22 protein-coding genes and 1 pseudogene are annotated in these 23,003 nt (G+C 63.7%); 12 read left to right on the top strand and 11 right to left on the bottom strand.

Annotated elements, in window-relative coordinates:
- Position 1 precedes the first annotated feature (1 nt).
- Complete coding sequence (locus SPMU_RS05290; RefSeq protein WP_088332552.1) at positions 2-1,459, top strand: Ppx/GppA family phosphatase; 1,458 nt, start codon at positions 2-4, stop codon at positions 1,457-1,459.
- 21 nt (positions 1,460-1,480) lie between these two features.
- Here the strand turns inward: SPMU_RS05290 and SPMU_RS05285 are convergent, their stop codons facing one another.
- Complete coding sequence (locus SPMU_RS05285; protein ID WP_088332550.1) at positions 1,481-1,762, bottom strand: I78 family peptidase inhibitor; 282 nt, start codon at positions 1,760-1,762, stop codon at positions 1,481-1,483.
- On the bottom strand, positions 1,759-2,934 hold the full coding sequence (gene rnd / locus SPMU_RS05280) for a ribonuclease D (RefSeq protein ID WP_088332548.1): 1,176 nt from the start codon (positions 2,932-2,934) through the stop codon (positions 1,759-1,761). The genes SPMU_RS05285 and rnd overlap by 4 nt, the downstream gene beginning before the upstream one ends.
- Before the next feature lie 175 nt (positions 2,935-3,109).
- Between rnd and aspS the strand changes: the two genes are divergently transcribed.
- Entirely contained in the window at positions 3,110-4,933 is a 1,824-nt protein-coding gene (gene aspS, locus SPMU_RS05275; RefSeq protein WP_088332546.1) for an aspartate--tRNA ligase, read from the top strand.
- Between the two features lie 39 nt (positions 4,934-4,972).
- On the top strand, positions 4,973-5,452 hold the full coding sequence (locus tag SPMU_RS05270) for a DUF892 family protein (RefSeq protein ID WP_088332544.1): 480 nt from the start codon (positions 4,973-4,975) through the stop codon (positions 5,450-5,452).
- A gap of 34 nt (positions 5,453-5,486) precedes the next feature.
- Here SPMU_RS05270 and SPMU_RS05265 read toward each other — a convergent pair whose 3' ends face one another.
- Positions 5,487-6,119, bottom strand: a complete 633-nt coding sequence (locus tag SPMU_RS05265) for a carbonic anhydrase (RefSeq protein ID WP_088333185.1) — start codon at positions 6,117-6,119, stop codon at positions 5,487-5,489.
- Positions 6,120-6,174: 55 nt separating this feature from the next.
- Here SPMU_RS05265 and lipA point away from each other — a divergent pair, with 55 nt between their 5' ends.
- Together lipA and SPMU_RS05255 are read left to right on the top strand one after the other, a co-directional pair.
- Positions 6,175-7,095 (top strand): lipoyl synthase, encoded by a 921-nt coding sequence (gene lipA, locus SPMU_RS05260; protein ID WP_088332542.1) that lies wholly within the window; start codon positions 6,175-6,177, stop codon positions 7,093-7,095.
- Entirely contained in the window at positions 7,082-7,567 is a 486-nt protein-coding gene (locus SPMU_RS05255) for a type II toxin-antitoxin system RatA family toxin (RefSeq protein WP_088332540.1), read from the top strand. Before lipA ends, SPMU_RS05255 begins: the two co-directional genes overlap by 14 nt.
- Here SPMU_RS05255 and SPMU_RS05250 read toward each other — a convergent pair.
- The 3 genes from SPMU_RS05250 to SPMU_RS05240 are packed head-to-tail and all read right to left on the bottom strand — an operon-like array spanning position 7,501 to position 9,679.
- Entirely contained in the window at positions 7,501-8,031 is a 531-nt protein-coding gene (locus SPMU_RS05250; RefSeq protein ID WP_245832766.1) for a CinA family protein, read from the bottom strand. The genes SPMU_RS05255 and SPMU_RS05250 overlap by 67 nt on opposite strands.
- Complete coding sequence (locus SPMU_RS05245; protein ID WP_088332536.1) at positions 8,028-8,558, bottom strand: hypothetical protein; 531 nt, start codon at positions 8,556-8,558, stop codon at positions 8,028-8,030. Before SPMU_RS05245 ends, SPMU_RS05250 begins: the two co-directional genes overlap by 4 nt.
- Positions 8,555-9,679, bottom strand: a complete 1,125-nt coding sequence (locus SPMU_RS05240; protein ID WP_088332534.1) for a bifunctional 2-C-methyl-D-erythritol 4-phosphate cytidylyltransferase/2-C-methyl-D-erythritol 2,4-cyclodiphosphate synthase — start codon at positions 9,677-9,679, stop codon at positions 8,555-8,557. Before SPMU_RS05240 ends, SPMU_RS05245 begins: the two co-directional genes overlap by 4 nt.
- An 83-nt stretch (positions 9,680-9,762) precedes the next feature.
- On the opposite strand from SPMU_RS05240, the gene dusB reads away from it, so the two are divergent.
- The 7 genes and pseudogenes from dusB to hflX all read left to right on the top strand — a co-directional run bounded on the left by dusB (position 9,763) and on the right by hflX (position 18,854).
- Complete coding sequence (dusB, locus tag SPMU_RS05235; RefSeq protein ID WP_088332532.1) at positions 9,763-10,761, top strand: tRNA dihydrouridine synthase DusB; 999 nt, start codon at positions 9,763-9,765, stop codon at positions 10,759-10,761.
- Entirely contained in the window at positions 10,761-11,825 is a 1,065-nt protein-coding gene (locus SPMU_RS05230; protein ID WP_088332530.1) for a two-component system sensor histidine kinase NtrB, read from the top strand. Before dusB ends, SPMU_RS05230 begins: the two co-directional genes overlap by 1 nt.
- Entirely contained in the window at positions 11,822-13,267 is a 1,446-nt protein-coding gene (ntrC, locus tag SPMU_RS05225) for a nitrogen regulation protein NR(I) (RefSeq protein WP_088332528.1), read from the top strand. The genes SPMU_RS05230 and ntrC overlap by 4 nt, the downstream gene beginning before the upstream one ends.
- A gap of 52 nt (positions 13,268-13,319) precedes the next feature.
- Complete coding sequence (locus SPMU_RS05220; RefSeq protein ID WP_088332526.1) at positions 13,320-15,557, top strand: sensor histidine kinase; 2,238 nt, start codon at positions 13,320-13,322, stop codon at positions 15,555-15,557.
- 2 nt (positions 15,558-15,559) lie between these two features.
- The gene (gene ntrX / locus SPMU_RS05215) at positions 15,560-16,930 is read left to right on the top strand and encodes a nitrogen assimilation response regulator NtrX (protein ID WP_088332524.1); all 1,371 of its coding nucleotides are present in this window, start codon (positions 15,560-15,562) and stop codon (positions 16,928-16,930) included.
- A 62-nt stretch (positions 16,931-16,992) separates the two neighbouring features.
- Positions 16,993-17,547 (top strand): annotated as a pseudogene (hfq, locus tag SPMU_RS05210) (RNA chaperone Hfq); the annotation flags it as partial.
- Positions 17,544-18,854, top strand: coding sequence for a GTPase HflX (gene hflX / locus SPMU_RS05205; protein ID WP_088332520.1), 1,311 nt, complete (start codon positions 17,544-17,546; stop codon positions 18,852-18,854). The pseudogene hfq and the gene hflX, both read left to right, overlap by 4 nt.
- Before the next feature lie 49 nt (positions 18,855-18,903).
- Here hflX and mazG read toward each other — a convergent pair whose 3' ends face one another.
- The 5 genes from mazG to metG form a co-directional block, all read right to left on the bottom strand.
- Positions 18,904-19,671: a nucleoside triphosphate pyrophosphohydrolase gene (gene mazG / locus SPMU_RS05200; protein WP_088332518.1), complete on the bottom strand. Its 768-nt coding sequence runs from the start codon at positions 19,669-19,671 to the stop codon at positions 18,904-18,906.
- A 65-nt stretch (positions 19,672-19,736) separates the two neighbouring features.
- On the bottom strand, positions 19,737-19,916 hold the full coding sequence (locus tag SPMU_RS05195) for a hypothetical protein (RefSeq protein WP_088332516.1): 180 nt from the start codon (positions 19,914-19,916) through the stop codon (positions 19,737-19,739).
- Entirely contained in the window at positions 19,913-20,677 is a 765-nt protein-coding gene (locus SPMU_RS05190) for an MBL fold metallo-hydrolase (protein ID WP_088332514.1), read from the bottom strand. Before SPMU_RS05190 ends, SPMU_RS05195 begins: the two co-directional genes overlap by 4 nt.
- The gene (locus SPMU_RS05185; RefSeq protein WP_088332512.1) at positions 20,674-21,450 is read right to left on the bottom strand and encodes a TatD family hydrolase; all 777 of its coding nucleotides are present in this window, start codon (positions 21,448-21,450) and stop codon (positions 20,674-20,676) included. Before SPMU_RS05185 ends, SPMU_RS05190 begins: the two co-directional genes overlap by 4 nt.
- The gene (metG, locus tag SPMU_RS05180; RefSeq protein ID WP_088332510.1) at positions 21,450-22,997 is read right to left on the bottom strand and encodes a methionine--tRNA ligase; all 1,548 of its coding nucleotides are present in this window, start codon (positions 22,995-22,997) and stop codon (positions 21,450-21,452) included. Before metG ends, SPMU_RS05185 begins: the two co-directional genes overlap by 1 nt.
- Between the last annotated feature and the right edge of the window lie 6 nt (positions 22,998-23,003).

Below are 23,003 nucleotides of genomic sequence, written 5' to 3'. Positions count from 1 at the left end.
GGTGGAGGGAAAGCGCACCGCCATCATCGATATCGGATCGAACTCGATCAGACTGGTGGTGTATCAGGGGCCGCCTCGGCTCCCCGCAATTCTGTTCAACGAAAAGGTGCTTGCTGGGCTGGGGCGAAGCCTGGCGGAAACGGGCGCTATCGATGCGGAGGCGATGAAGCTGGCGGGTGCCGCGCTTCGGCGCTTCGGCGCGCTTGTTCAGGAGATGGCGTGCCACGACGTACGCACGGTTGCGACGGCAGCGGTGCGTGATGCGGCCAACGGCGCAGACCTGATCCGGCTTGCAGAGCGGCTGGGCCTCAACGTTGAGCTATTATCCGGAGCACAGGAGGCAAAAGCCGCGGGACGTGGCGTACTGTCCGCCATTCCCGAGGCGGACGGCATTGTCGGAGACTTGGGTGGCGGCAGCCTGGAGCTGGTGCGAATCGCTTGGGGCCACGTGCATGAGCATGTGTCCTTTCCCCTAGGCGTTCTCCGCCTGGCTGCCCTGCGCAGCAAGGGTGGGTTCCCCCGCCGGGTAGAGCGCATCCTGGAAGACGCTGGCTGGTCAGGCGCGGGCCGGGGCAAGCCACTCTACCTCGTCGGGGGATCTTGGCGCTCCCTGGGGCGCGTTGACATTCACGATCGGGGATATCCGCTGCCCGTGCTGCATGGATATGAGATGCCGGCGTCCCGCATCGACCTGCTCCGCCGCAAGCTTCCCATGCTGGACAAGGCGCAGTTCAAGGCAGTGCCGCACCTCTCGGCTGGCCGTGTTCCCACCCTGTGTGCGGCCGCCGATCTGCTGGGCGCGATCTTGCCGGTGCTTGGCTGCTCCGGAACAATCGTCTCGGCTTTCGGATTACGCGAAGGCTTGCTGTTCGAACGACTGTCTCCGTCGGAAGCGGCAATGGATCCACTGGTGGTCGCAGCGCGCGATGAGGGCCGGCAGCTCGGCCGCTTCCCAGAGCATGGGGATTTGCTGAACCGGTGGATCGCGCCGTTGTTCGAGAGCGAGCCGGTGACAGATTCGCGGCTCCGTCATGCCGCTTGCCTGCTCGCAGACACAAGCTGGCGGGCGAATCCCGAATTTCGGGTCGAGCTAGGAATCGAAACGGCCTTGCACGGCAATTGGGTCGCCGTAGATGGGCGCGGACGGGCGATGATGGCGGCAGCGCTGGCGGCCAGCTTGGGCGCGCAGCCACCTTATCCGACGCCTATCCCTTTGCTCGCACCGGCGAAGGATATCTCCACCGCTACGGCCTGGGGCCTAGCGATCCGGCTGGCGCAGCGGCTGTCGGGCGGCGTCGCTGGTCCGTTGCATGGGACAGCGATCTGCCGCACCGGCGATGGTATCGAGTTGATCTTCGACGACGGCGATCTGGCGCTGAGCGGGGAGGCTGTGGAGAAACGGCTAAAGGCGTTAGGCGCTGCGCTGGGCCTGCCCGCTCGCCTCAGCCGAAAACATTAGCACCACCGCACAGGCATTGTCTTAGCCGCAGGAGAGCTTGACGACCGTGCCGTTCGTATCGGTTTCGATGTTCAAGCGATCGGCGCGATAGTCCATGGTGAGCGCTGCGCCCGTTTCATAGCTGCGAACCATGGCGGCACCCGCGCGACGCTTCGCATCGGCCTGCGCGGCGCTCAAGGGTTTGCCGACGAGGTCCTGCACGGCGGCTGCGTTGCAGCCGGCTTTGGGCTCAGCCGAGGTTGATTCCCGATCCGTGGTCGCGCACCCTGCAAGTAGAACGGCCGCAAGAACGATTGCTTTCACGCCAGATCCTCCGTCCGAGTCATCTTGAGCTTTCCGCCGAGCACGCCAAAGCCAAGCCGTCCTTCGACCAGATCGAGCGCATCGCGGCCGAACTGATCAAAGCGCCATCCCTGCAGGATCGCCAGCTGATCACGCTGACCGGCAGCGAGCGCCTCTAGCTCCTCACTGCGCGCCAGAAGCCGTGGCGCGACGTCAATGTCGCGCGCCCGAATCTTCAGCAGGAGTTTCAGCAGATCGGCAACGAGCGCCCCGTCCTTGCCGAGGCCGGGCTTGCGATCCTCGCGCGGCGGCATTTCATCTGCCGACAACGGCTCCGCGGCTTCGATCGCGGCCATCAGCCGTTTGCCGATGTCGTTCGATGCCCATGTTGCGGAGAGGCCCCGCACCTTGGCAAGATCGGCCTGTTTGCGCGGCGGATGGCCGGCGATGTCCGCAATCGTCTCGTCCTTGACGATGCGGCCACGCGGCAGATCCTTTGCGCGCGCCTCCACCTCACGCCACCGGGCGATCGCCTTCAGGCGGCCAAGCACGTCGGGGCGCCGGCCAGAGATGCGCACGCGCTTCCATGCGAGATCGGGATCGTTGGCGTAATTGGCGGGATCGGAAATCCGCTCCATCTCCTGATCAAGCCACTGGCCACGATTGGTCTTCTTTAGACGCTCCAGCATGCGCGGGAAGATCGCGGAGAGGTGAGTGACATCGCCGATCGCGTAATCGACCTGTCGCTGATCCAAGGGGCGACGCGACCAATCGGTGAACCGCGCGCCCTTGTCGACCTGAATACCCAGCCAGCTATCGACCAGGTTCGAATACCCGATCTGCTCACCCTGCCCGAGCGCCATTGCCGCGACTTGCGTGTCGAACATGGGGTAAGGCGTCTTGCCGGTGAGATTGTAGATAATCTCGATGTCTTGGCCGCCGGCGTGGAAGACTTTCAACACATCATCGTTGTTGACCAGGAGATCGAGCAACGGTTGCAGATCAAGACCGGGTGCCTTCGGGTCGATCGCGGCCGCTTCCTCGGTGTCGGCGATCTGGATCAGGCAGAGTTCCGGCCAGTACGTGTTCTCCCGCATGAACTCGGTATCAACGCACACAAAGGGGGCGTCGGCGAGACGGGCGCACAGATTGGCGAGCGTGGCGCTGTCGGTGATAAGCGGGTGAACGTGCATAAGCGGCGCCCCATAGACCCGTGTGGGCGGGTTGACAAAGAGGGGATGGAAGGGGAGGGGCGCGATCTATCGCCTTGCCCGTTGTTCCGACACCCGTTGGTGCTTCGTGGCGGAGAGCGCCACCCTTGCTGCACGAGACTCCGGCCGCCCGCCGGGGTGACGAGAGAAACGAAACATGCACGCTTATCGTTCGCACACTTGTGCCGCGCTTACCGCCGCTGATGTCGGAGCCGAGGTCCGCCTGTCGGGCTGGATCCACCGCAAGCGCGATCACGGCGGCGTGCTCTTCGTCGATCTGCGGGATCATTATGGCATCACGCAGATCGTGGCGGACACCGATTCGCCCGCACTGCCGATACTGGAGTCGCTTCGGGCCGAATCGGTGATCACGATCGATGGGGTCGTGAAAGCTCGCTCGGAAGGCACCGTGAACGCAAATCTCGCTACTGGCGAGATCGAGGTGTTCGCGCGCGGCGTTACCGTGCAGAGCCAGGCGCAGGAACTGCCGATGCCTGTCGCCGGCGAGCAGGACTATCCAGAGGACATTCGCCTTCGCTATCGCTTCCTCGATCTCCGTCGCGAAAAGCTGCACGCCAACATCATGCTGCGGTCGAGCGTCATTTCCTCGATCCGTCGCCGGATGGTCGACCAGGGCTTTACCGAATTCCAGACGCCGATCCTCACGGCTTCCTCGCCGGAGGGCGCGCGCGATTATCTCGTGCCCAGCCGTGTCCACCCCGGCAAGTTCTACGCGCTGCCGCAGGCGCCGCAGATGTTCAAGCAGCTGCTCATGGTGGCTGGCTTTGATCGCTATTTTCAGATCGCGCCGTGCTTCCGCGACGAGGACGCGCGCGCCGATCGCTCGCCCGGTGAATTCTACCAGCTCGACTTCGAGATGAGCTACGTCACGCAGGAAGACGTGTTCGCGGCGATTGAGCCGGTTTTGCACGGCGTCTTCGAGGAGTTCGCCAACTGGCAGGGCAAAGGCCGCACGGTGAGCCCGCTGCCGTTCAAGCGCATTCCTTATCGTGAATCGATGCTTAAGTTCGGCAACGACAAGCCGGACCTGCGCAATCCGCTGATCATCTCTGACGTGAGCGGCTTCTTCTCGGGCTCGGGCTTCGGCCGGTTCGCTTCGATCGTGGAAGCAGGCGATGTGGTGCGCGCGATCCCAGCACCGAACACCGCGGACAAGAGCCGCAAGTTCTTCGACGACATGAACGCCTGGGCGCAATCCGAGGGGTTCGCGGGCCTGGGCTATGCCAGCCGCAAGGGCGGCGAATTCGGCGGGCCGATCGCCAAAAACCACGGTGACATCGGCATGCGTGAACTTGCCGAAGCGCTGGGGCTTGGGCCAGATGATGGCGTGTTCTTCGCGGCCGGCAAGAAAGCGCAGGCCGCGAAGCTCGCGGGGCTTGCCCGTACCCGGGTCGCCGAGCAGCTGGGTCTGATCGACACGAACCGCTTCGAGTTCTGCTGGATCGTCGACTTCCCGATGTTCGAGTATGACGAAGAGGCGAAGAAGGTCGATTTCAGCCACAATCCGTTCAGCATGCCGCAGGGCGAGATGGAGGCGCTGGAGACCAAGGATCCGCTCGATATCCTGGCCTATCAGTACGACATCGTCTGCAACGGCATCGAGCTGTCATCCGGCGCGATCCGGAACCACCGGCCCGAGATCATGTACAAGGCATTCGAGATCGCCGGGTACAGCCAGCAGGATGTCGACACCAACTTTGCCGGAATGATCAACGCGTTCAAATATGGCGCCCCGCCGCACGGCGGCTCCGCACCGGGCATCGATCGCATCGTGATGCTGCTGGCGGACGAGCCGAACATCCGCGAAGTGATTGTCTTCCCCATGACGCAAAAGGCCGAAGACCTGATGATGGGTGCGCCGAACTTCGCCACCGCGAAGCAATTGCGGGAGCTCAACATCCGGGTGACGGCAGAGCAGCCGAAGGACGTCGCCAAAGCGGTTGCACCCGACGCGGGCTGAAGCTCGGGAACTCGGCGGCGACGCATGCGCTAAGCCAAAATGTCGCTTACCGCATCGCGCGCCGCCCTGCTTCACATTGCCTTGCAGGATCTGCGCGCTGGCAAGCAGTTGCTGGTCGAGCGCCTGCCGCCGCTGGCCCACGCTGCGACGGACAGCGGGTTACGGGATGTGATTGAGCGCGACAGCGTCAACGCTCGGCACCATGCCGCGCGGCTAGACGATATGTCAGACCTTCAGGGAGCGCCGGCCAACCTGTGGATGAGCGGGATCCTGGACGACGCCGACCGGGACGCCCGCAGCCATCAGCGGGGCCCGATCCGCGACATCGCGCTGATCGGCGCATTGCGCAAAGCGAAGGCGGCCGAGATCGTCTCGATAGAGACGGCGATGGCGCTGGCTGGGAGCGAATCGCCGGCGATGTTGCCCGCGCTCTCCGCCAATTACGCGGAGGATCGCGCCATCGAAGCGCAACTTGCACAATTGCTCGCCGGGATCGCGGGCCCCGTATCGGCCGCGTGAGCGCACAATTCGGCCGCGGCACGGTATGCGGCGGTCAGTCCGCTGGAGAAAAACGGCCTTCTTCGTTCATGACCCAGAGCACGCCCTCTTTGATCGAGAACCATGCCCCGTGCAGCGTCAGCTGCCCCACCGATTCCGCCTCCTGAACGAAGGGGAAGGTGCGCAAATTGGCGAGGCTGACCCGAACGGTTTCAAGCTCCAGGGCGCGCGCCGCGTCGTCGCCGGTGCCATGTTCGGCCATCACGCGGTCGCGTGCTTCGTCGAGCAGATCGATCCAGTGGGCGATGAACCCGCCTTCGCCCGGGGTTGAGTCGACGAAGCGGCTCGTCAGCGACGCGTGCACGCCGCCGCACATCCCATGGCCCATTACGACCACTTCCTGAACTTTCAGCTGCGTGACGGCGAATTCAAGCGCCGCTGAGACGCCATGGCGACCGCCGCCAGTTTCGAATGGGGGCACGAGGTTCGCCACGTTCCGTACCACGAAGATTTCGCCGGGCGACGTGTCGAAAACGGTTGCCGGGTCGGCGCGGCTGTCGGAGCAGGCGATCACCATGACCTTGGGCGACTGCCCCTCTGCCAGGTTTGCCCACCGTTCGCGTTCCTGTGCCCAGCCATGTTCGCGGAAGCGGCTGTAGCCGGCTACAAGATCGGAGAAGACGGTCATCAACGCCCTATACGCGTTGTTTCAGCCGCTGCCAGTCGCTATCTCGCACTGCGACATGACCGAGATACTTCCGCTCGCTAGGCCCGAACGCGCCCGCAAACCAGATTGGATCCGGGTAAAGGCGCCCTCATCCGTCGGGTTTACCGAAACCAAGCAGCTGATGCGCCGCCTCAACCTCGCCACCGTGTGCGAGGAAGCGGCGTGCCCGAACATCGGTGAATGCTGGACGAAAAAGCATGCCACGGTGATGATCCTGGGGGACACCTGCACACGGGCCTGCGCCTTTTGCAACGTGAAGACGGGGATGCCGCGTGCCGTCGATCCGCTGGAGCCGGAGCATGTCGCGGTCGCGGCGGCCGAGATGGGCCTGCAGCATATCGTGATCACCTCCGTTGACCGCGACGACCTGCCGGATGGCGGCGCGTCTCAGTTCGTGAAGGTGATCGAGGCGCTGCGGCGGAACACGCCAACGACCACGATTGAGATTCTGACACCGGATTTTCGCAACAAGACGCAAGCGGCGGTGGAGTCGATCGTTGCGGCGCGCCCCGACGTGTACAATCACAATCTGGAAACGGTGCCGCGGCTGTACCCGACCATTCGACCGGGCGCGCGCTATTACGCGTCGCTTCGCCTGCTGGAGAGCGTGAAGCGGCATGACCCTTCCATCTTTACCAAGTCGGGCGTGATGCTCGGGTTGGGCGAGGAGCGGCTGGAAATCCACCAGGTGATGGACGACATGCGCTCGGCCGACATCGACTTCCTGACGATGGGCCAATATCTCCAGCCCACCCCGCGCCACGCAAAGGTCGCCGAGTTCGTCACGCCAAAGGCGTTTGATGCTTATGCCGCGATCGCCCGGGCCAAAGGCTTTCTGCTGGTCGCCTCGTCCCCGTTAACCCGCTCGAGCTATCACGCGGGCGATGATTTCGCGAGGCTGCGGGCAGCACGTGAGGCGCAGCTTGCCAAAGCATAGCGAAACGAGGGCGATGCCCTACACGCCGGAACAGATGTTCGATCTGGTTGCTGATGTGAAGGCGTATCAGGAGTTCCTTCCCTGGGTGATCGCCATGCGCGTGCGCCAGGACGGGCCGGAAGAAACGGTGGCCGACATGATCGTCGGCTTCAAGGGGCTGCGCGAGACGTTTACCTCAAGGGTCCAGAAGCAGCGGCCGGGTCAAATCCACGTCGATTACATCGATGGACCTTTGAAGTACCTGCACAACGAATGGCGTTTCCGGCCGGATGGCGGCGGGTGCCTTGTCGACTTTTCGGTCGACTTCCAGTTCAAGAACCGAATGTTCGAGATGCTGGCAGGCCAGGTGTTCACCATGGCGCTGCGCAAGATGATCGGCGCATTCGAAGAGCGTGCGCGCAAGCTTTACGGCGCGGGCGGCTCCTCCGCCGGCGGGGGCATCAGCAAGTCGAGCGCGCACAGCGCCGCCTGAAGGCGGATGCCGGCCCGACCGAGATCGCCGAACTCGCGGCGATCCGCCACGACATTGGCGGGATCTCCGCCGCGTTCGGCCCGCGCGAACACCACGGTCCCGACCGGCTTCTTTGCGCTGCCGCCGCCGGGCCCTGCGATCCCGGTGATGGCCACTGCAACATCGGCAGTGGTCACTTCCAGGGCGCCCTGCGCCATGCTCCAGGCCGTCGCGATGGAGACCGCGCCGAAGGTTTCGATGACGTCCCCTGACACATGCAGGAGCCCCATCTTTGCCTCGTTCGCATAGCTGACGATCGACGCTTCCAGCACGTCGGAAGACCCAGCAATCTCGGTGAGGGCGGCCGCGACCAAGCCGCCGGTGCAGCTTTCGGCAACCGCAATCCGGCGGCCAGCAGCCCGATTGGCCTCGATCACCCGCGTCGCCGATGCGACCAATGCTTCAGGAAGCAAGCTGTCGCTCACGAGCGGGGCGCCGAGCACACGGGCAGATCGGGTACGTCGCGCACGGCAGCAACGCCGCGCGCCTTTTCGGCTTTCAGGTGCTGAAGACTGGTCACCACGATCCCTGCAGTGTTGCGCGGCGGCAGCGGCTCGAGCAGCGTAGCCAGCCGGTCTATGGTGCCGCAGTCAGAGGGCTGCACCCGCCCGACGATCAGCGGCGCGATCAGGGACGTGATCAGCGGACGCGCAAAGTCGGACTGAAGCAACAGCATGGAGAGGCGCGGATCACTCAGCTTCGCGAGCGCCGCCCGCGCCGCCGGCCATGCGCGGTCCGCCTCCACCTGATACCGGCTGATGAACGGGCCCGAGGTGCGGCGAACAAGGCTGCGCGCGGGGAGGGTGGTGCAAACGCGTCCGGTTTCGAGAATGATGTCAGGGAAGGCGACTAGCGTGATCGACTCGGCCTCCGACGTCGTCAGGCACGGCGTTTGGGCGAGCGCGGCGCTTGGCATTCCCAGCACGGCAAGAACGGCTAACATGCGCTTCATACGCGTACTCCCGGCAGACGAATGGTGGCCGCTGCTTGCGCCGCAATGCCCTCGCTTCGTCCGGTAAACCCCAGCCGCTCTGTTGTTGTTGCTTTCACACTGATGCGATCGGGCGAGAGGCGTAGAAGTTCCGCGATCCTTATGCGGATGGCTTCACGATGCGGGCCGATCTTCGGCGCTTCGCAGATGATGGTCAGGTCAACGAAGGTGATCTGACCGCCTTTCGCCGCGATAAGCCCGGCCGCATGCTGCAGGAACTGCCCGGATTCGGCGCCGCGCCATTGTGGATCGCTGGGCGGGAAGTGAAGGCCGATGTCACCCGCCGCGATGGTGCCGAGCAGGGCGTCCGTCAGTGCGTGGAGCGCAACATCGGCATCGCTGTGGCCGGAGAGCCCGTGCGTGTGCGGGATGCGCACGCCGCCGAGCCAAAGCTCTTCGTCCTCGGCCAGGCGGTGGACGTCATAGCCGGTCGCGGTGCGCGTTTCCCAGCCGATCCGTGCTTCGGCCGCGGAGAGATCTCCAGCCCAGGTCACCTTCTCAAGCATCGCATCGCCCTGCACGAGTGCCACCGATCCGCCAAGAACGCGAACCATTTGCGCGTCATCGGTTGCTTCGTCACCTGACCAGTCCGCGTGCGCACGGCGGACGGTGGCGAAGCGGAACGCCTGCGGCGTCTGAACGCGGGAAAGACCGTCGCGCGGCACGTTGGCGCCATTCGCCGCCACCAGCGTGTCCGCAACCGGCAGCACGGGAACGGCACCGTCGGCCTCATCCAGCGCCGCGAGGAGGCGATCTATGACGTCGGCAGAAATAAATGGCCGCGCCGCATCGTGGATCAGGATGCGATCGGCCTCTCGCAGCGCGTCCAGACCCCGACGCACCGATTCCCGCCGTGTTGCGCCGCCAATCGTGGATCGGGCGCCGGGCAGGGCGGATCGGAGCAACGGCTCATGGCCCTCCCCGACGACCACGAGCACCTCGTCGATCGCCGGATGCGCCAACAGAGCGGCGTAGCTCCACGCCAGCATCGGTCGGCCAGCAAGAGGGGCGAACTGCTTGGGCAGTGCGCCGCCCATGCGCTCTCCCTTTCCAGCAGCCACAATCAGCGCAACGGTCTTCATCGGCGCGCCCGTAGCGGGATCGGACGCGCCTTGCCAGCGCTGCCGTCATCGCTTACCTGCCTGTTTTTCAGGCAAACGGTTTGATGCGCACGCTCGCCCCCATTGAGATTGGCCCGGTACGGATCGATGAACCGGTGGTTCTCGCCCCCATGACGGGCGTCACCGATCAACCGTTTCGGACGCTGGTGCGGCGCTATGGGTCCGGCCTTAACGTCACGGAGATGATCGCCAGCCAGGCGGCGATCCGTGAAACACGCCAGTCTATTCAGAAGGCGGCCTGGCATCTGTCCGAAGAGCCGGTTTCCATGCAGCTCGTTGGCTGCACGCCGTATGAAATGGCCGAGGCAGCGAAGCTGGCCGAGGAAAAAGGCGCGGCGATCATCGACATCAACATGGGATGTCCGGTGCGCAAGGTGACGAGCGGCGACGCCGGGTCGGCCCTGATGCGGGATCTGAAGAATGCCGGCGCGATCATCGACGCGGTGGTGAAGGCGGTGGCGGCACCCGTCACCGTGAAGATGCGGATCGGATGGTGCCACGATAGCCTGAACGCGCCGGAGCTTGCGCGCATCGCTGAGGATCTCGGCGCCAAGATGGTGACGGTGCACGGGCGTACGCGCAATCAGATGTACAAGGGCTCGGCAGACTGGCGCTTCGTTCAGCGGGTGAAGGAAGCCGTGACCGTGCCGGTTATCGTCAACGGCGATATCTGCTCCGTCGAGGACGCCCAGGCGGCTCTGGAGCATTCGGGCGCCGATGGCGTGATGATCGGCCGCGGGGCTTATGGCCGGCCGTGGCTGCTGGGTCAGGTAATGGACGCGCTTTCCGGGCGGCCGATCCGGGACGAGCCTTCGCTTAACGAACAATATCATGTGATTGTCGAGCATTACGAGGCGATGCTAAGCCACTATGGCACGCTGACCGGCGTCAACATGGCACGCAAGCACATCGGCTGGTACACCAAGGGCATTCACGGCTCGGCCGAGTTCCGCAACGCCGTGAACAAGGAGCCCGACGCGAAGGTGGTGCTCAGCATGCTAGCCGACTTCTACGCGCCGTATCGGAGCCGCGTGGCGGCCTGATGCTGAGCCGGCGCGGCCCCGAAGCGGCGGAACTGCTGGGGGCGCTTCCCGTCGCGTTGATGGTTGTTGATGCCGAGGGTCGCATCGCGCAGGCCAATGCGGAATGCGAATTGTTGCTGAACCTGTCGGAACGCGCCATGCGCGGCCGGTCGATTGGCGACATTCTCGCGCTGCCGAAGGAAGCCGTGGGGCAGGACGGACGGGCGTTCACCGCTTTTGATCTGGCACTGGAGACGGCGCGCGGGCACCGGCTGCGCGTCGATCTTGCCGCGGTCGAACTGGTCGACCATCCCGGCTGGCGCATGATCACACTGCACAATGCGGCAAGCTCGCGCCGGTTGGGCGTCTCCGCCGATCGTGCCGCAGCCGCCCGCTCCGCCGTGGGCGCGGCTGCCATGCTGGCGCATGAAATCAAGAACCCGTTGTCCAGCATTCGCGGCGCCGCCCAGTTGATCGCCGATGGGGTGGATGCGCATGGCATGACGAAGCTCGTCATCGATGAGGTCGACCGTATCACCGCGCTGATCGACCGCATGGAGGACTTCACGGACACGCGCCCGCTCGCGGTCGAGCCGCTGAACATCTATCCGCTGCTGGCGCATGCACGGGACGCGGCGCTGGCGGGTTTTGCGCGGGGCATTGCGATCGAGGAGCGGTTTGACCCGTCGCTGCCGCGCGTCCTCGCCAACCGGGACGCCTTGCTTCAGGTGCTGATCAATCTGATGAAAAATGCTGCCACCGCTTTAGGTGATCGCGGCGAGCGGCGGATTACGCTGACGACATCATACCGGCACGGCATGTCGATCGCCCCGGCGCCAGGGCGGCCCCGCCTGCCATTGCCGATCGAGATTTGCGTCGTTGATACCGGGCCGGGCGCCCCGGAAGACATAGCGGAGCATCTGTTCGACCCCTTTGTGTCCAGTCGGCCGGAGGGGAAGGGGCTTGGCCTCGCACTCGTGGACAAGCTGGTGCGCGACATGGGCGGAATCGTGCAATATTCGCGCGAGGGCACACCAAATGAGACGGTTTTCCGCATCCTCCTGCCGCGGGCACCGCAAGGGTGAGCGGTGGTAACGTCCTGCTCGTCGACGACGATGATGCTATCCGCACCGTAGTTGCGCACGCACTTCGCCGCGCGGGCCATCGCGTGCGGACCGCCGCTTGTGTCGCCGATCTGGACCGTGAGCTTCAACAGGGCCTGCCCGACGTGTTGCTTACCGACGTGGTGCTGCCGGACGGGGACGGGATCGAGATCGCGGCGCGGCTGAATGCAGCATCGCCGGAAGTGCCGGTGATCGTTCTGTCGGCGCGCAACACGTTGACGACCGCGGTTCGGGCCAATGAGGCCGGGGCGTATGATTACCTGCCCAAGCCATTCGACCTCGACACGCTGACCCGGACGGTAGCCGCAGCCCTGGACCGCCGCGGTGCGAAGCTGCCCGTGCACGTGGAGGAGGAGGACAAGAGCCTTCCGCTGATCGGGCGCTCGCCCGCGATGCAGGAGGTCTATCGCGTGATCGCCCGGGTTGTTTCCAACGACCTCACGGTGCTCGTTTCGGGCGAATCGGGCACGGGCAAGGAACTGGTCGCGCGGGCGATCCATGATCTCGGACACCGTCGTTCGGCGCCATTCATCGCGATCAACATGGCGGCCATCCCGCGCGAGCTGATCGAGGCCGAATTGTTCGGGCATGAGCGCGGCGCCTTTACCGGCGCGGCGCAGCGGACGGCCGGTCGCTTCGAGCAAGCAGCGGGAGGAACGCTTTTCCTGGACGAGATCGGGGACATGCCGATCGAAGCACAGACGCGCTTGCTGCGTGTCCTGCAATCGGGCGAGTTCACCACGGTGGGCGGTGCCCGCACGATCAGGGCTGATGTGCGCATCGTTGCCGCGACGAACCGCGAACTTCAGCAAGCGGTTGCCACCGGGCAATTCCGCGAAGACCTATATTACCGCCTCAACGTGGTGCCGGTCGCCCTACCGGCGCTGCGTGAACGACGCGGCGATATCGCCATGCTGGCGCGGCACTTCTTGGAACGGGCCGCTGAGTCCGGGCTGCCGCGCAAGATGCTCGATGATGATGCGGTGACATTGCTGGAACAGCACGACTGGCCGGGCAATGTGCGGCAGCTGGAAAATTTGATGCGGCGCCTTGCCGCTTTGTCTCGTGACGATCGGATCTCCGCGCCCGAGATCGCGGCCATGCTCGGCTCGGGCCATCAACCGCCATCCCCGCTGCAGGATGTCGGGCTGGACGCAGCCGTGCGCACTTACCTCGACAGGCTGGCGATGTCCGAGCCGGCGGTGATGGATAACGGCACGCTGTACGATCGGCTGCTTGCCGAAGTCGAACGGCCGCTGATCGAGGCGATGCTGGCACGGCATGGTGGCAACCAGTTGCGCGCTGCCCGGGCAATCGGGCTGAACCGCAACACGCTTCGGAAGCGGCTGGATATGCTCGGCATCGATCCAGGACTGCGACCGCCCGCGCACGACATGCGGTGAATACCGCATTTATGTGTTTTCTCTGCAACACTCTTGTTGTAGCCTTGCTTCGATGAACGCCGGTTCGGCACCAGCGATTGACCCAGCCGCCGCGCCGCAGCGCTTGACGGTCACACCTGCCATCGAGGCCGGGGTTCTCGTGATCGCCGTCGCGATCGCATTGGCGACCTATTATGTGATCGCGCACACGGGCCGACCCGAGGGGCTGATCGCACCCGGTGTGATCGCGCTGCTGCTCGTTGCCAATCTCGTGCCGGGCGTGGCGCTGATGATGCTGCTGGGCAGGCGGATCGCGCGCCGGCGCGCGGCGCGCTCCCCGGTCGGGGGTGAGGGTCGGCTGCACGTTCGCCTCGTTGCGCTGTTTTCCAGCGTTGCTGCAGTGCCGATGGTTCTTGTTACCATCGCCGCCTCGCTGCTGTTCCAATATGGCGTGCAATTCTGGTATTCGGATCGCGCGCGCGGCGTGTTCGAAAACGCAACCTCACTGACCAGAACGTCCTACAATCAGATCCTCCAGCGGTGGGAAGAAGCCACCGTCACCATGGCCACCGACGTGAGCCGTGAGTTGGAGGAACGCGCGATCGATGATCCGCAGTTCGGCGCTTTCTTATTTCAGCAGACGTATTTCCGTAGCTTGTCGGAAGCGCTGTTGTTTCAAGTTTCGCAGAACGGCGAGTTACAGACGCTCGCTTTCGTTAACCCGTACGATCTTGATCTCGCACGGCAAGTGTCCGCCGATGCGGTGAAGCAACTCAGGCGCGGACAGCGCAGCGTGGTGACGGTTACGGGCGATCGTATCCAGACCGTTACTCGGCTTCCCGGATCGGACAGGGTGTATCTCTATGCTGCGCGAGTTACGAACCCGAAGGAGATGACGACCCAGACGCAGCGGGCAGAAGGCGCTCTGGCGAATTACCGGAGCCTGCTGGTCCGCGCGCGAACGCTGCAACTCCAGTTCAACGCTGCGTTGCTCCTGTTGTCGCTCCTGATCGTCGGCGTGGCGGTTTGGATTGCACTCGCGGTCGCTGACCGGTTGGTGCGTCCCGTCGCGGAGCTCGTCGATGCGGCGCGTCGCGTTGAGCGCGGGGACTTGGCGGCAAGGGTGCCGGAAACACGGGCGCGTGATGAAGTCGGCACGCTTTCCAATACCTTCAACCGCATGACCGAGCGGCTGGAGGAGCAGAATACCGCATTGGTCACGGCGAATTCGCAGCTCGATAACAGGCGCGCGCTGATCGAGGCGGTGATGTCCGGCGTGTCGGCTGGCGTGATCTCGATCGCACCCGACCGGACTATCCGGTTGATCAACAGCTCCGCGCAATCACTGCTGGGATTGTCCGATACCCCGACCGGGCGACCGCTCGCGATGGTGGCGCCCGAGTTGGATGCGCTGCTTGAGGGGACGGCGCGTGAGGCCATCATTCAGTTGAACGCAGCTGGGGAAGCCAGGACGCTTGCCGTGCGGATCGCGCGCGACGGAACCGGCCCGATCCTGACGTTCGACGATATCACTCAGCAGCTGCTCGATCAACGGCGGGCCGCCTGGTCCGACGTCGCCCGTCGGATCGCGCACGAGATCAAGAACCCGCTTACGCCCATTCAACTCGCCGCCGAGCGGCTGCAACGGCGATATGGCGCGAAGGTGGAGGAGGGAGACACGACCTTCGCCCGGCTTACCGAGACCATTGTTCGTCAGGTGGGCGACCTGCGTCGCATGGTGGATGAGTTCTCCTCGTTTGCACGAATGCCGAAGCCGGAGTTTCGCGAGGAAGCGTTGGTCGACGTCGCGCGCCAGACGATGTTCCTCCACGAAGTCGCACATGCCGCCATTCGCTTCGAAATGCGCCATGACGAGCCCGGCCCGACATTGGTCTGCGACCGTCGCCAGATCGGCCAGGCGCTCACCAATATCGTCAAGAACGCCGTGGAGGCGATCGAAGCCACCGGCCGCGGTGGAGGAGAAATCCTGATGGAAGTGGCTGAGGCAGGCGGGCGCGCGGTGATCACGGTGGCCGACGACGGGGTAGGCCTGCCCGCCGAGCGAGATCGGATCGTTGAACCTTATATGACCACGCGCGCGCGCGGTACCGGGCTCGGCCTCGCGATCGTCAAGAAGATCGTGGAGGAACATTTCGGAACGATTTCGTTCGCCGACCGTCCCGGTGGCGGAACGCTTGTAACGATGACTTTCGACGCAACCATGCTGGGCGGCCTGACCGGCCAGGATAACGACGCCAGCAACAACGACGGCGGGGAGCTCGCCGCTCTCACGCGAAATCGGACCGCATAATCATGGCGCTAGACATTCTTGTCGTCGACGACGAACTCGACATTCGCGAATTGGTATCCGGCGTCCTTGAAGACGAAGGATATGAGGCGCGCACGGCTGCCGACAGCGATGCTACCCTGGAAGCAATCGCGGCACGCCGTCCCAGCCTGGTCATTCTAGATGTATGGCTGCAGGGCTCGAGGCTGGACGGGCTTGAGCTTCTGGCGGAAATTAAGCGGCGCGACCCGTCGATCGCGGTGCTGGTTATTTCCGGACACGGCAACCTCGACACCGCCGTTGCGGCGATACGGCAGGGGGCGGCGGACTTCATCGAGAAGCCGTTCCAAGCCGAGCGCTTGCTGCTGATGGTGGAGCGCGCCACGGAAACTGAGCGTCTGCGGCGTGAGGTGGCGAGCCTGCGCGTTTCTGCCGGACGCGATACGGACCTGACCGGCAGCTCGGGCGCGATCAACACGGTGCGCGCGACGTTGAAGCGGGTCGCGGCGACGGGCAGCCGCGTGATGATCGTCGGCCCCGCCGGCGTCGGCAAGGAAGTGGCGGCGCGGCTGCTTCATGGGTGGAGCCAGCGCGCGAGCAGCCCTTTTGTCGTAGTCAGCGCGGCGAACATGACGCCGGAACGCGTGGAGGAGGAGCTTTTCGGCGTAGAGGAGGGTGGCGATCTGGTCCGCCCCGGCCTGCTCGAGCAGGCGCATGGCGGGACGCTCTTCCTCGACGAGATCGCCGATATGCCGATCACGACGCAAGGCAGGATCCTCCGCGTCCTAACCGATCAAAGCTTCACGCGCGTGGGTGGCACCAGGATCGTGAAAGTGGATGTGCGCGTGGTCTCGGCGACCGGCCGTGACCTGACGCAGGAGATTGCCGAGGGTCGCTTCCGGGAAGATTTGTACTACCGGCTCAACGTGGTGCCTGTCTCCATCCCGCCCTTGTCCGAGCGACGTGAAGACATTCCAGCGTTGGTGGAGCATTTCGTCGCTCATTATGCCGCCGAACGACGGGTGAGCACGCCGGAAGTGGCAACGGATGCCATGGTGGCGCTGCAATCCTTCGATTGGCCCGGAAACGTACGCCAGCTGCGCAACGTGGTGGAGCGAACGATCATTCTTGCGCCCGGTGACCGGATCAGCCGCATCGACGTGGATCTGCTACCGCAGGAGGTGCTGGGCGATCAGGGCGGCGGCGGCGGTGCGAACGCCATCATGGGGGCGCCGCTGCGCGAAGCACGCGAGACGTTCGAACGCGAATACCTCAAGGTTCAGATACGTCGGTTCTCCGGCAACATCTCGCGCACGGCGACCTTTATCGGGATGGAGCGTTCCGCGCTTCATCGAAAGCTGAAATTGCTCGGCATTACGGAGACCAAGGACGATTGATCCGCTGGACCATTGGCGAGGCGCTTCCTACATGACCCTTCGCGAGCGGCACTAGCCGCAATCCGACGCCGGGCACCGGCGCATCGCGGAGCAAACTCCGCCAAAAAACGAAAGGGCATCGTCCTATGGCCGACAAGCAAAGCTCCTTACAGGATCTGTTCCTCAACGCACTCCGCAAGTCCAAGACGCCGGTTACCCTGTTCCTGGTGAAAGGTGTGAAGCTGCAGGGGATCGTAACCTGGTTTGATAACTTCTCCGTGCTCCTGCGTCGGGACGGGCAGAGCCAGCTGATCTATAAGCATGCCATCTCGACGATCATGCCCGGGGCTCAGGTCGACGTACATGCCATTGTCGATCAGCTGGGCGAACAGAGCCGTAAACAGCCGCTGCTGCAGGAAATCTTCCTGAACGCCGTTCGCAAGTCGGAAGACTCAGTCACCATGTTCCTCGTGAACGGTGTCATGCTTCAGGGCCAAATCGCGGCCTTTGATCTTTTTTGCATGTTGCTTCAACGTGATGGCACGTCGCAGCTCGTGTACAAGCACGCGGTCTCCACGATCCAGCCGGCCCGGCCGCTGAATCTGTCGGATGATGCTGCGGGTTCGGAGGACGATTGACCACCGGCTTTGATCGCGATCGTGAGGAGTTCGCGCGTGGCGCGCGCGCGATCGTAGTATATCCCGATCTTGGCGGTTCCTCCCGCGATGCTGACGCACGGCTGGAGGAAACCGCCGGCCTCGCTGCGGCCATCGGCGTTGAAGTGGTCGAACGGCAGGCAGTGCGGGTTCGCACCCCGCGTGCGGCTACGCTGATCGGCTCCGGCCAGATCGAGCAGCTTGCCGTGTTGGGGCGGCAGGATGAAGCCTCGCTGTTCGTGTTCGATGCCTCGCTGTCGCCAATCCAGCAGCGCAATCTAGAGACGGCGCTCGAAGCAAAGGTGATCGATCGCACGGGTCTGATCCTGGAGATCTTCGGTGAGCGCGCGGCCACGGCCGAGGGCAGGCTCCAGGTCGAACTAGCGCATCTCGATTATCAGGCGGGTCGGTTGGTCCGTAGCTGGACCCACCTCGAGCGGCAGCGCGGCGGCTTCGGCTTTCTAGGCGGTCCGGGCGAAACCCAGATCGAGGCGGATCGTCGCTTGATCCGGGACCGGATGGCGCGACTCCGGCGCGAACTGGATCAAGTCACCCGTACGCGCGGGCTCCATCGCGAGCGACGGCAACGTGCGCCGTGGCCGGTGATAGCGCTGGTGGGGTATACGAACGCGGGAAAGTCCACGCTCTTCAACCGTTTGACCGGGGCTCATGTCATGGCGGAGAACCTCCTCTTCGCGACATTGGACCCGACCCTTCGGCAAATCAGCCTGCCGGGGATCGACAAGGCGATCCTGTCGGACACCGTGGGCTTCGTCTCCGAGCTACCGACCCAGTTGGTAGCCGCGTTCAAGGCGACGCTTGAGGAGGTCATATCGGCGGACCTGCTTGTCCATGTCCGTGATGTTGCGCACCCAGATACGCTCGCACAGAAAGCGGACGTCGAGGCGGTGCTGGCCGAGCTTGGCGTGTCGGAAGCCACCCAGCAGATCGAGGTGTGGAACAAGGTCGATCTCCTTGATCCTGACGCGCGTGAGGAGATGACGAGTGAGGCAGCGCGCCGCGATGATGTGGTCGCGTTATCCGCGCTGAGCGGGGAGGGAACGGAGACGCTCGTTCGTCTGCTCTCCACCCGCCTCACCGAAGGACACAAGCGCTATTCCATCACGCTGGAGCCCGGAGATGGCGCAAGCGCGGCCTGGTTGCACCAGCACGGCGAGGTGCTCGACCGATCGGTCGAAGGCGACAAGGCTGTATATGAAGTGCGAATGTCGCCGACGGATTTTGAGCGCTTTGCCGAAAGCAGGGGAGAAAGCGGGGTCTCCTCTTAGCTGAGCGGGTAAGCGGTGCGTCTCTGGCGAAGACGAGCCGGAAGAGGTGTTAGTGACCCCGCTCAGCGCGCTTCGCGGCAAGCCACAGCTCCTCCTGGTCGGCAAGCTCGCGCCCAGCGATGGACCCGCCAGCCGCCTTTTCCATCGCCGCGAAGCGACGCTCGAACTTCATATTTGCATTTCGTAACGCGGCTTCGGCATCGATGCCGAGGTGACGAGCCCAGTTCACAACCGCAAACAACAGATCGCCGACTTCCTCAGCACGGTCCTGATCGCGGGCGGTCGAAACCTCTTCCAGTTCCTCGTCGATCTTCGCACGAGGCCCAGTTGCATCGGGCCAATCGAACCCCACTCTCGCCGCGCGTTTCTGCAGCTTCTCGGCGCGCAGCAAAGCAGGTAAGCCGCGGGCCACGCCAGCTAGGGCGCCGGACTCGGCTTTGGCGGTGCGCTCCTGCGCTTTGATGACCTCCCACAGGTGGTGACCGCCCTCAGGCGCATCACCGAAAATGTGTGGATGGCGGCGCTCCATTTTGTCGCTGATGGCGGTCGCCACCTCATCGAAGCTGAAGGCGCCAGCTTCCTCCGCCATTCGGCTGTGGAAGACAACCTGGAGTAGCAAGTCGCCCAGCTCATCCTTAAGATCGATCAGATCACCGCGGGCGCACGCATCCGCTACCTCATAGGCCTCCTCGATCGTGTAAGGCGCTATCGTCTCGAACGTCTGCTCGCGATCCCATTCGCAGCCTCGTTCGGGATCACGCAACCGCGCCATGATGGCTTTTAGTCGTTCAAGGGGGGAGCGCTCTTCATGTGACATGTCATACGCCGATAATATGTATTATGTTAAGGCAGGGCCGGATGCGGTGAGCTTCTGACGGTCGATCACTGTTCAACGCCCCAACTGTTCCACATGAGCGCCGCCGCAGTTGCAGCTGCGAAGATCAAGGTCCAAAGCACCGCCAGTTTGGCGATGCGTGTGAATGGCAAGCGACGGGCCACCAAGGCGGATAGCGGCAGGATCAGCATCATCGCCAGCAGGAATACCTCAGGCCCGTTGCTCACAAGGCAAACTCCTGCCCATCATAGGCTGGCTCGACCCCGTCGGGCAGTTCGGCAATCAGCGACGCGTAGTCCATGGAATGATCCATATGGGTCAACGCAGCGTGGCGCGGCGCGAGCTCGGTGACCCATCGAAGCACCTGCGCCAGATGCGGGTGCGTGGGATGTGGCCGCCGACGCAATGCGTCTACAATCCAAAGGTCAAGGCCGCGGTACATCTCGCGCATTGCAACCGACATAGCGCTAATATCAGTGGCATAGCCGAATGCTTTACCATCCGCTTCGAAGCGCAAGCCGGCGGACGTGATCGATCCATGAGGCTGATCAACCACGCTCAGCTTCACCGATCCGATTGTCAGTTCGTCTGGCAACACCTGAAGATCGACCGTGGGCGGATACTCGTCCTTCCCGTGAAACACATAGCCGAACATCGTCTCCAACCGTGCACCGGTGCGCGCGCGCGCAAATCCCCGAACCGGACGTCCAAGTTGATGATACACTTGCCGCAAATCGTCGATCCCGAACACGTGGTCGGCATGCTCATGAGTCCACACGACGGCGTCGATGGTGCCGACGTTTGCCGCCAGTAATTGCTGGCGCATGTCGGGGCCGGTATCGACTAGGATGCGGGTGTCGTCATGCTCCACCAACACGGATACGCGCGTTCGCTGATTTCGGGGCTCGGCCGGATCACAGGCGCCCCAGTCATTGCCGATCCTGGGCACACCGGACGATGTGCCGCAGCCGAGAACCCTGACTCTCACGCGCCGGTCTTGGTGAACAAGGCATGGAAGTTTCTGGCGGTAGCCTCCTGAAGATACTCGACCTTTTCGCCACGAAGTTCTGCCAGGAACGCCGCTGTATCTGCCACGAACGCCGGCTCACCGGTTTTACCCCGATGCGGGACAGGCGCCAGGAACGGTGCATCCGTCTCGACCAACAATCTCTCAATCGGTAGTTGCGATGCGGTCTCCTGTAGATCCCGTGCGTTCTTGAATGTCACGATGCCCGAAATCGAGATGTAGAAGCCGAGGTCGATTGCGACGTCGGAAAAGGCCTTCGTCCCCGTGAAACAGTGGATCACGCCGGTGAAGGCACCCTTCCCCAACTCATCCCTAAGTATTGCCGCGGTATCATCTTCGGCATCGCGCGTGTGAACCACAATGGGAACGCCAGCTTCGCGGGCTGCCGCGATGTGAGCGCGGAAACTTGCCTGTTGCTTACCGCGGTCGGAGTGGTCGTAGAAGTAGTCCAATCCGCTTTCGCCGATACCGACCACGCGCGGATGACGCGCACGCTCCACAAGCCGTACTGTGTCGACATGCGCATGCTGGTCCGCCTCATGCGGGTGGATGCCGACGGTCGCCCAGACGTCTGGCTCACGCTCAGCCGTTGCAAGAACATCGTCCCACTCGCTTTCGCGCGTGGCGATGTTCAGCATTGCCGTCACTCCGCGGGCTCGCGCACGTTGAAGAACCGCCTGCTGTTCCTCCGCCAAGCCCTTGTAATTGAGGTGACAATGGCTGTCGGCAAGCATCAGGCAGTCTCCGCTGGCAACTCGAGGCGCGGGAAGGCTGGGGTTGGTGGCGGCAAGGGTGCGCCGCTTGCGACCCGCCGCGCATACCAGCCATCGTCATCGATCGCGGCATGGTCGCGCTCGTCTTCCGGCACGCCAAGCTGATCCAGGATCGCTCCGGCACCGGCAGGGACGACCGGCAGGATTGCGATGGCGAGGATGCGAATGGCGCGCACCAAGGTGCGGAGCACCGCGTTCATCCGGTCGGGATCAGTCTTGCGCAAGGTCCAGGGCGCTTGCGCATCGATATATTGATTGCAGGCGAACACCCCGCGCATCCAAGCTTCGATCCCCTGACTTAGCATGAGATCACTAAAGGTCTGGTTAAGGCCCGCAACGGCAACGACAACCTCTTCAATCAGAACACCATCAGCATCCTCCGCCCGGCCCGTGTCGGGCAAGGTGCCGAGGTTCTTCGCGATAAACGAGAGCGTGCGCTGCGCGAGATTGCCGAACGCGTTTGCGAGCTCCGCATTGACCCGCGTTACAATGGCTTCCGCGGAATAGCTGCCGTCCTGTCCGAAGCTCACCTCGCGCAGGAGAAAGTAGCGCAGGGCATCGACGCCGAAGGCCGACGCCAGGTCTGCCGGGTCAACGACGTTACCCACGCTCTTGGACATTTTCTCGCCGCGGTGGAGAACGAAGCCGTGCCCGAAGACCGATTGTGGCAGCGGGAGCTGAGCGGAAAGCAGAAATGCCGGCCAGTAAACGGTGTGGAAGCGGACAATGTCCTTGCCGATCAGGTGCAGATCGGCCGGCCAGTGATGCATATCGGCCTCCGGATAGCCCGCCCCGGTCAAGTAGTTCGTCAGTGCGTCGACCCACACGTACATGACGTGGCCGGGGCTGCCCGGAACCGGCACGCCCCAGTCAAAGCTCGTGCGGGAAACGGACAGATCGGACAGCCCGCCTTCGACGAAACGCATGATCTCGTTGCGGCGCGCCTCCGGACGGATGAAGTCGGGATTGGCGCTGTAAAGATCGAGCAACGGCTGCTGATACTTCGAAAGACGGAAGAACCAGGTTTCCTCCGCCGTCCAAGTCACGGGCGTGCCCTGCGGGGAGAGCTTCTCGCCCCCTTCCCCAACGACAAGCTCCTTCTCGTCATAGAAGGCTTCGTCGCGAACCGAGTACCAACCTTCGTAACGGTCGAGGTACAGGTCGCCCGAAGCCTCCATCGCCTGCCAGATCGCCTGGCTGGCGCGATAATGATCCGCATCGGTCGTGCGGATGAACCGGTCATAAGAGATATTGAGAGTGTCGCACATCCTGCGGAAATGAGACGACATTTCCGACGCGAGGTCAGCAACGGGCATGCCGCGGTCCCGCGCGGTTTGCACCATCTTCAGCCCGTGTTCGTCGGTGCCGGTCTGAAAACGCACGTCGCGGCCGGCCTGGCGCTGGAACCGCGCGATGGCGTCGGCAGCGATCGCTTCATAGGCGTGGCCGATGTGCGGCTTGCCGTTGGGATAGCTGATCGCAGTGGTGATGTAGAAGGGTTCGCCCATAGGAGG

This window comes from Sphingomonas mucosissima (assembly GCF_002197665.1).
GTDB classification, from domain to species: Bacteria; Pseudomonadota; Alphaproteobacteria; order Sphingomonadales; family Sphingomonadaceae; genus Sphingomonas; species Sphingomonas mucosissima.
Note: the sequence above shows the minus strand (reverse complement) of the source record. Positions and strands in the feature narration are given on the sequence as shown.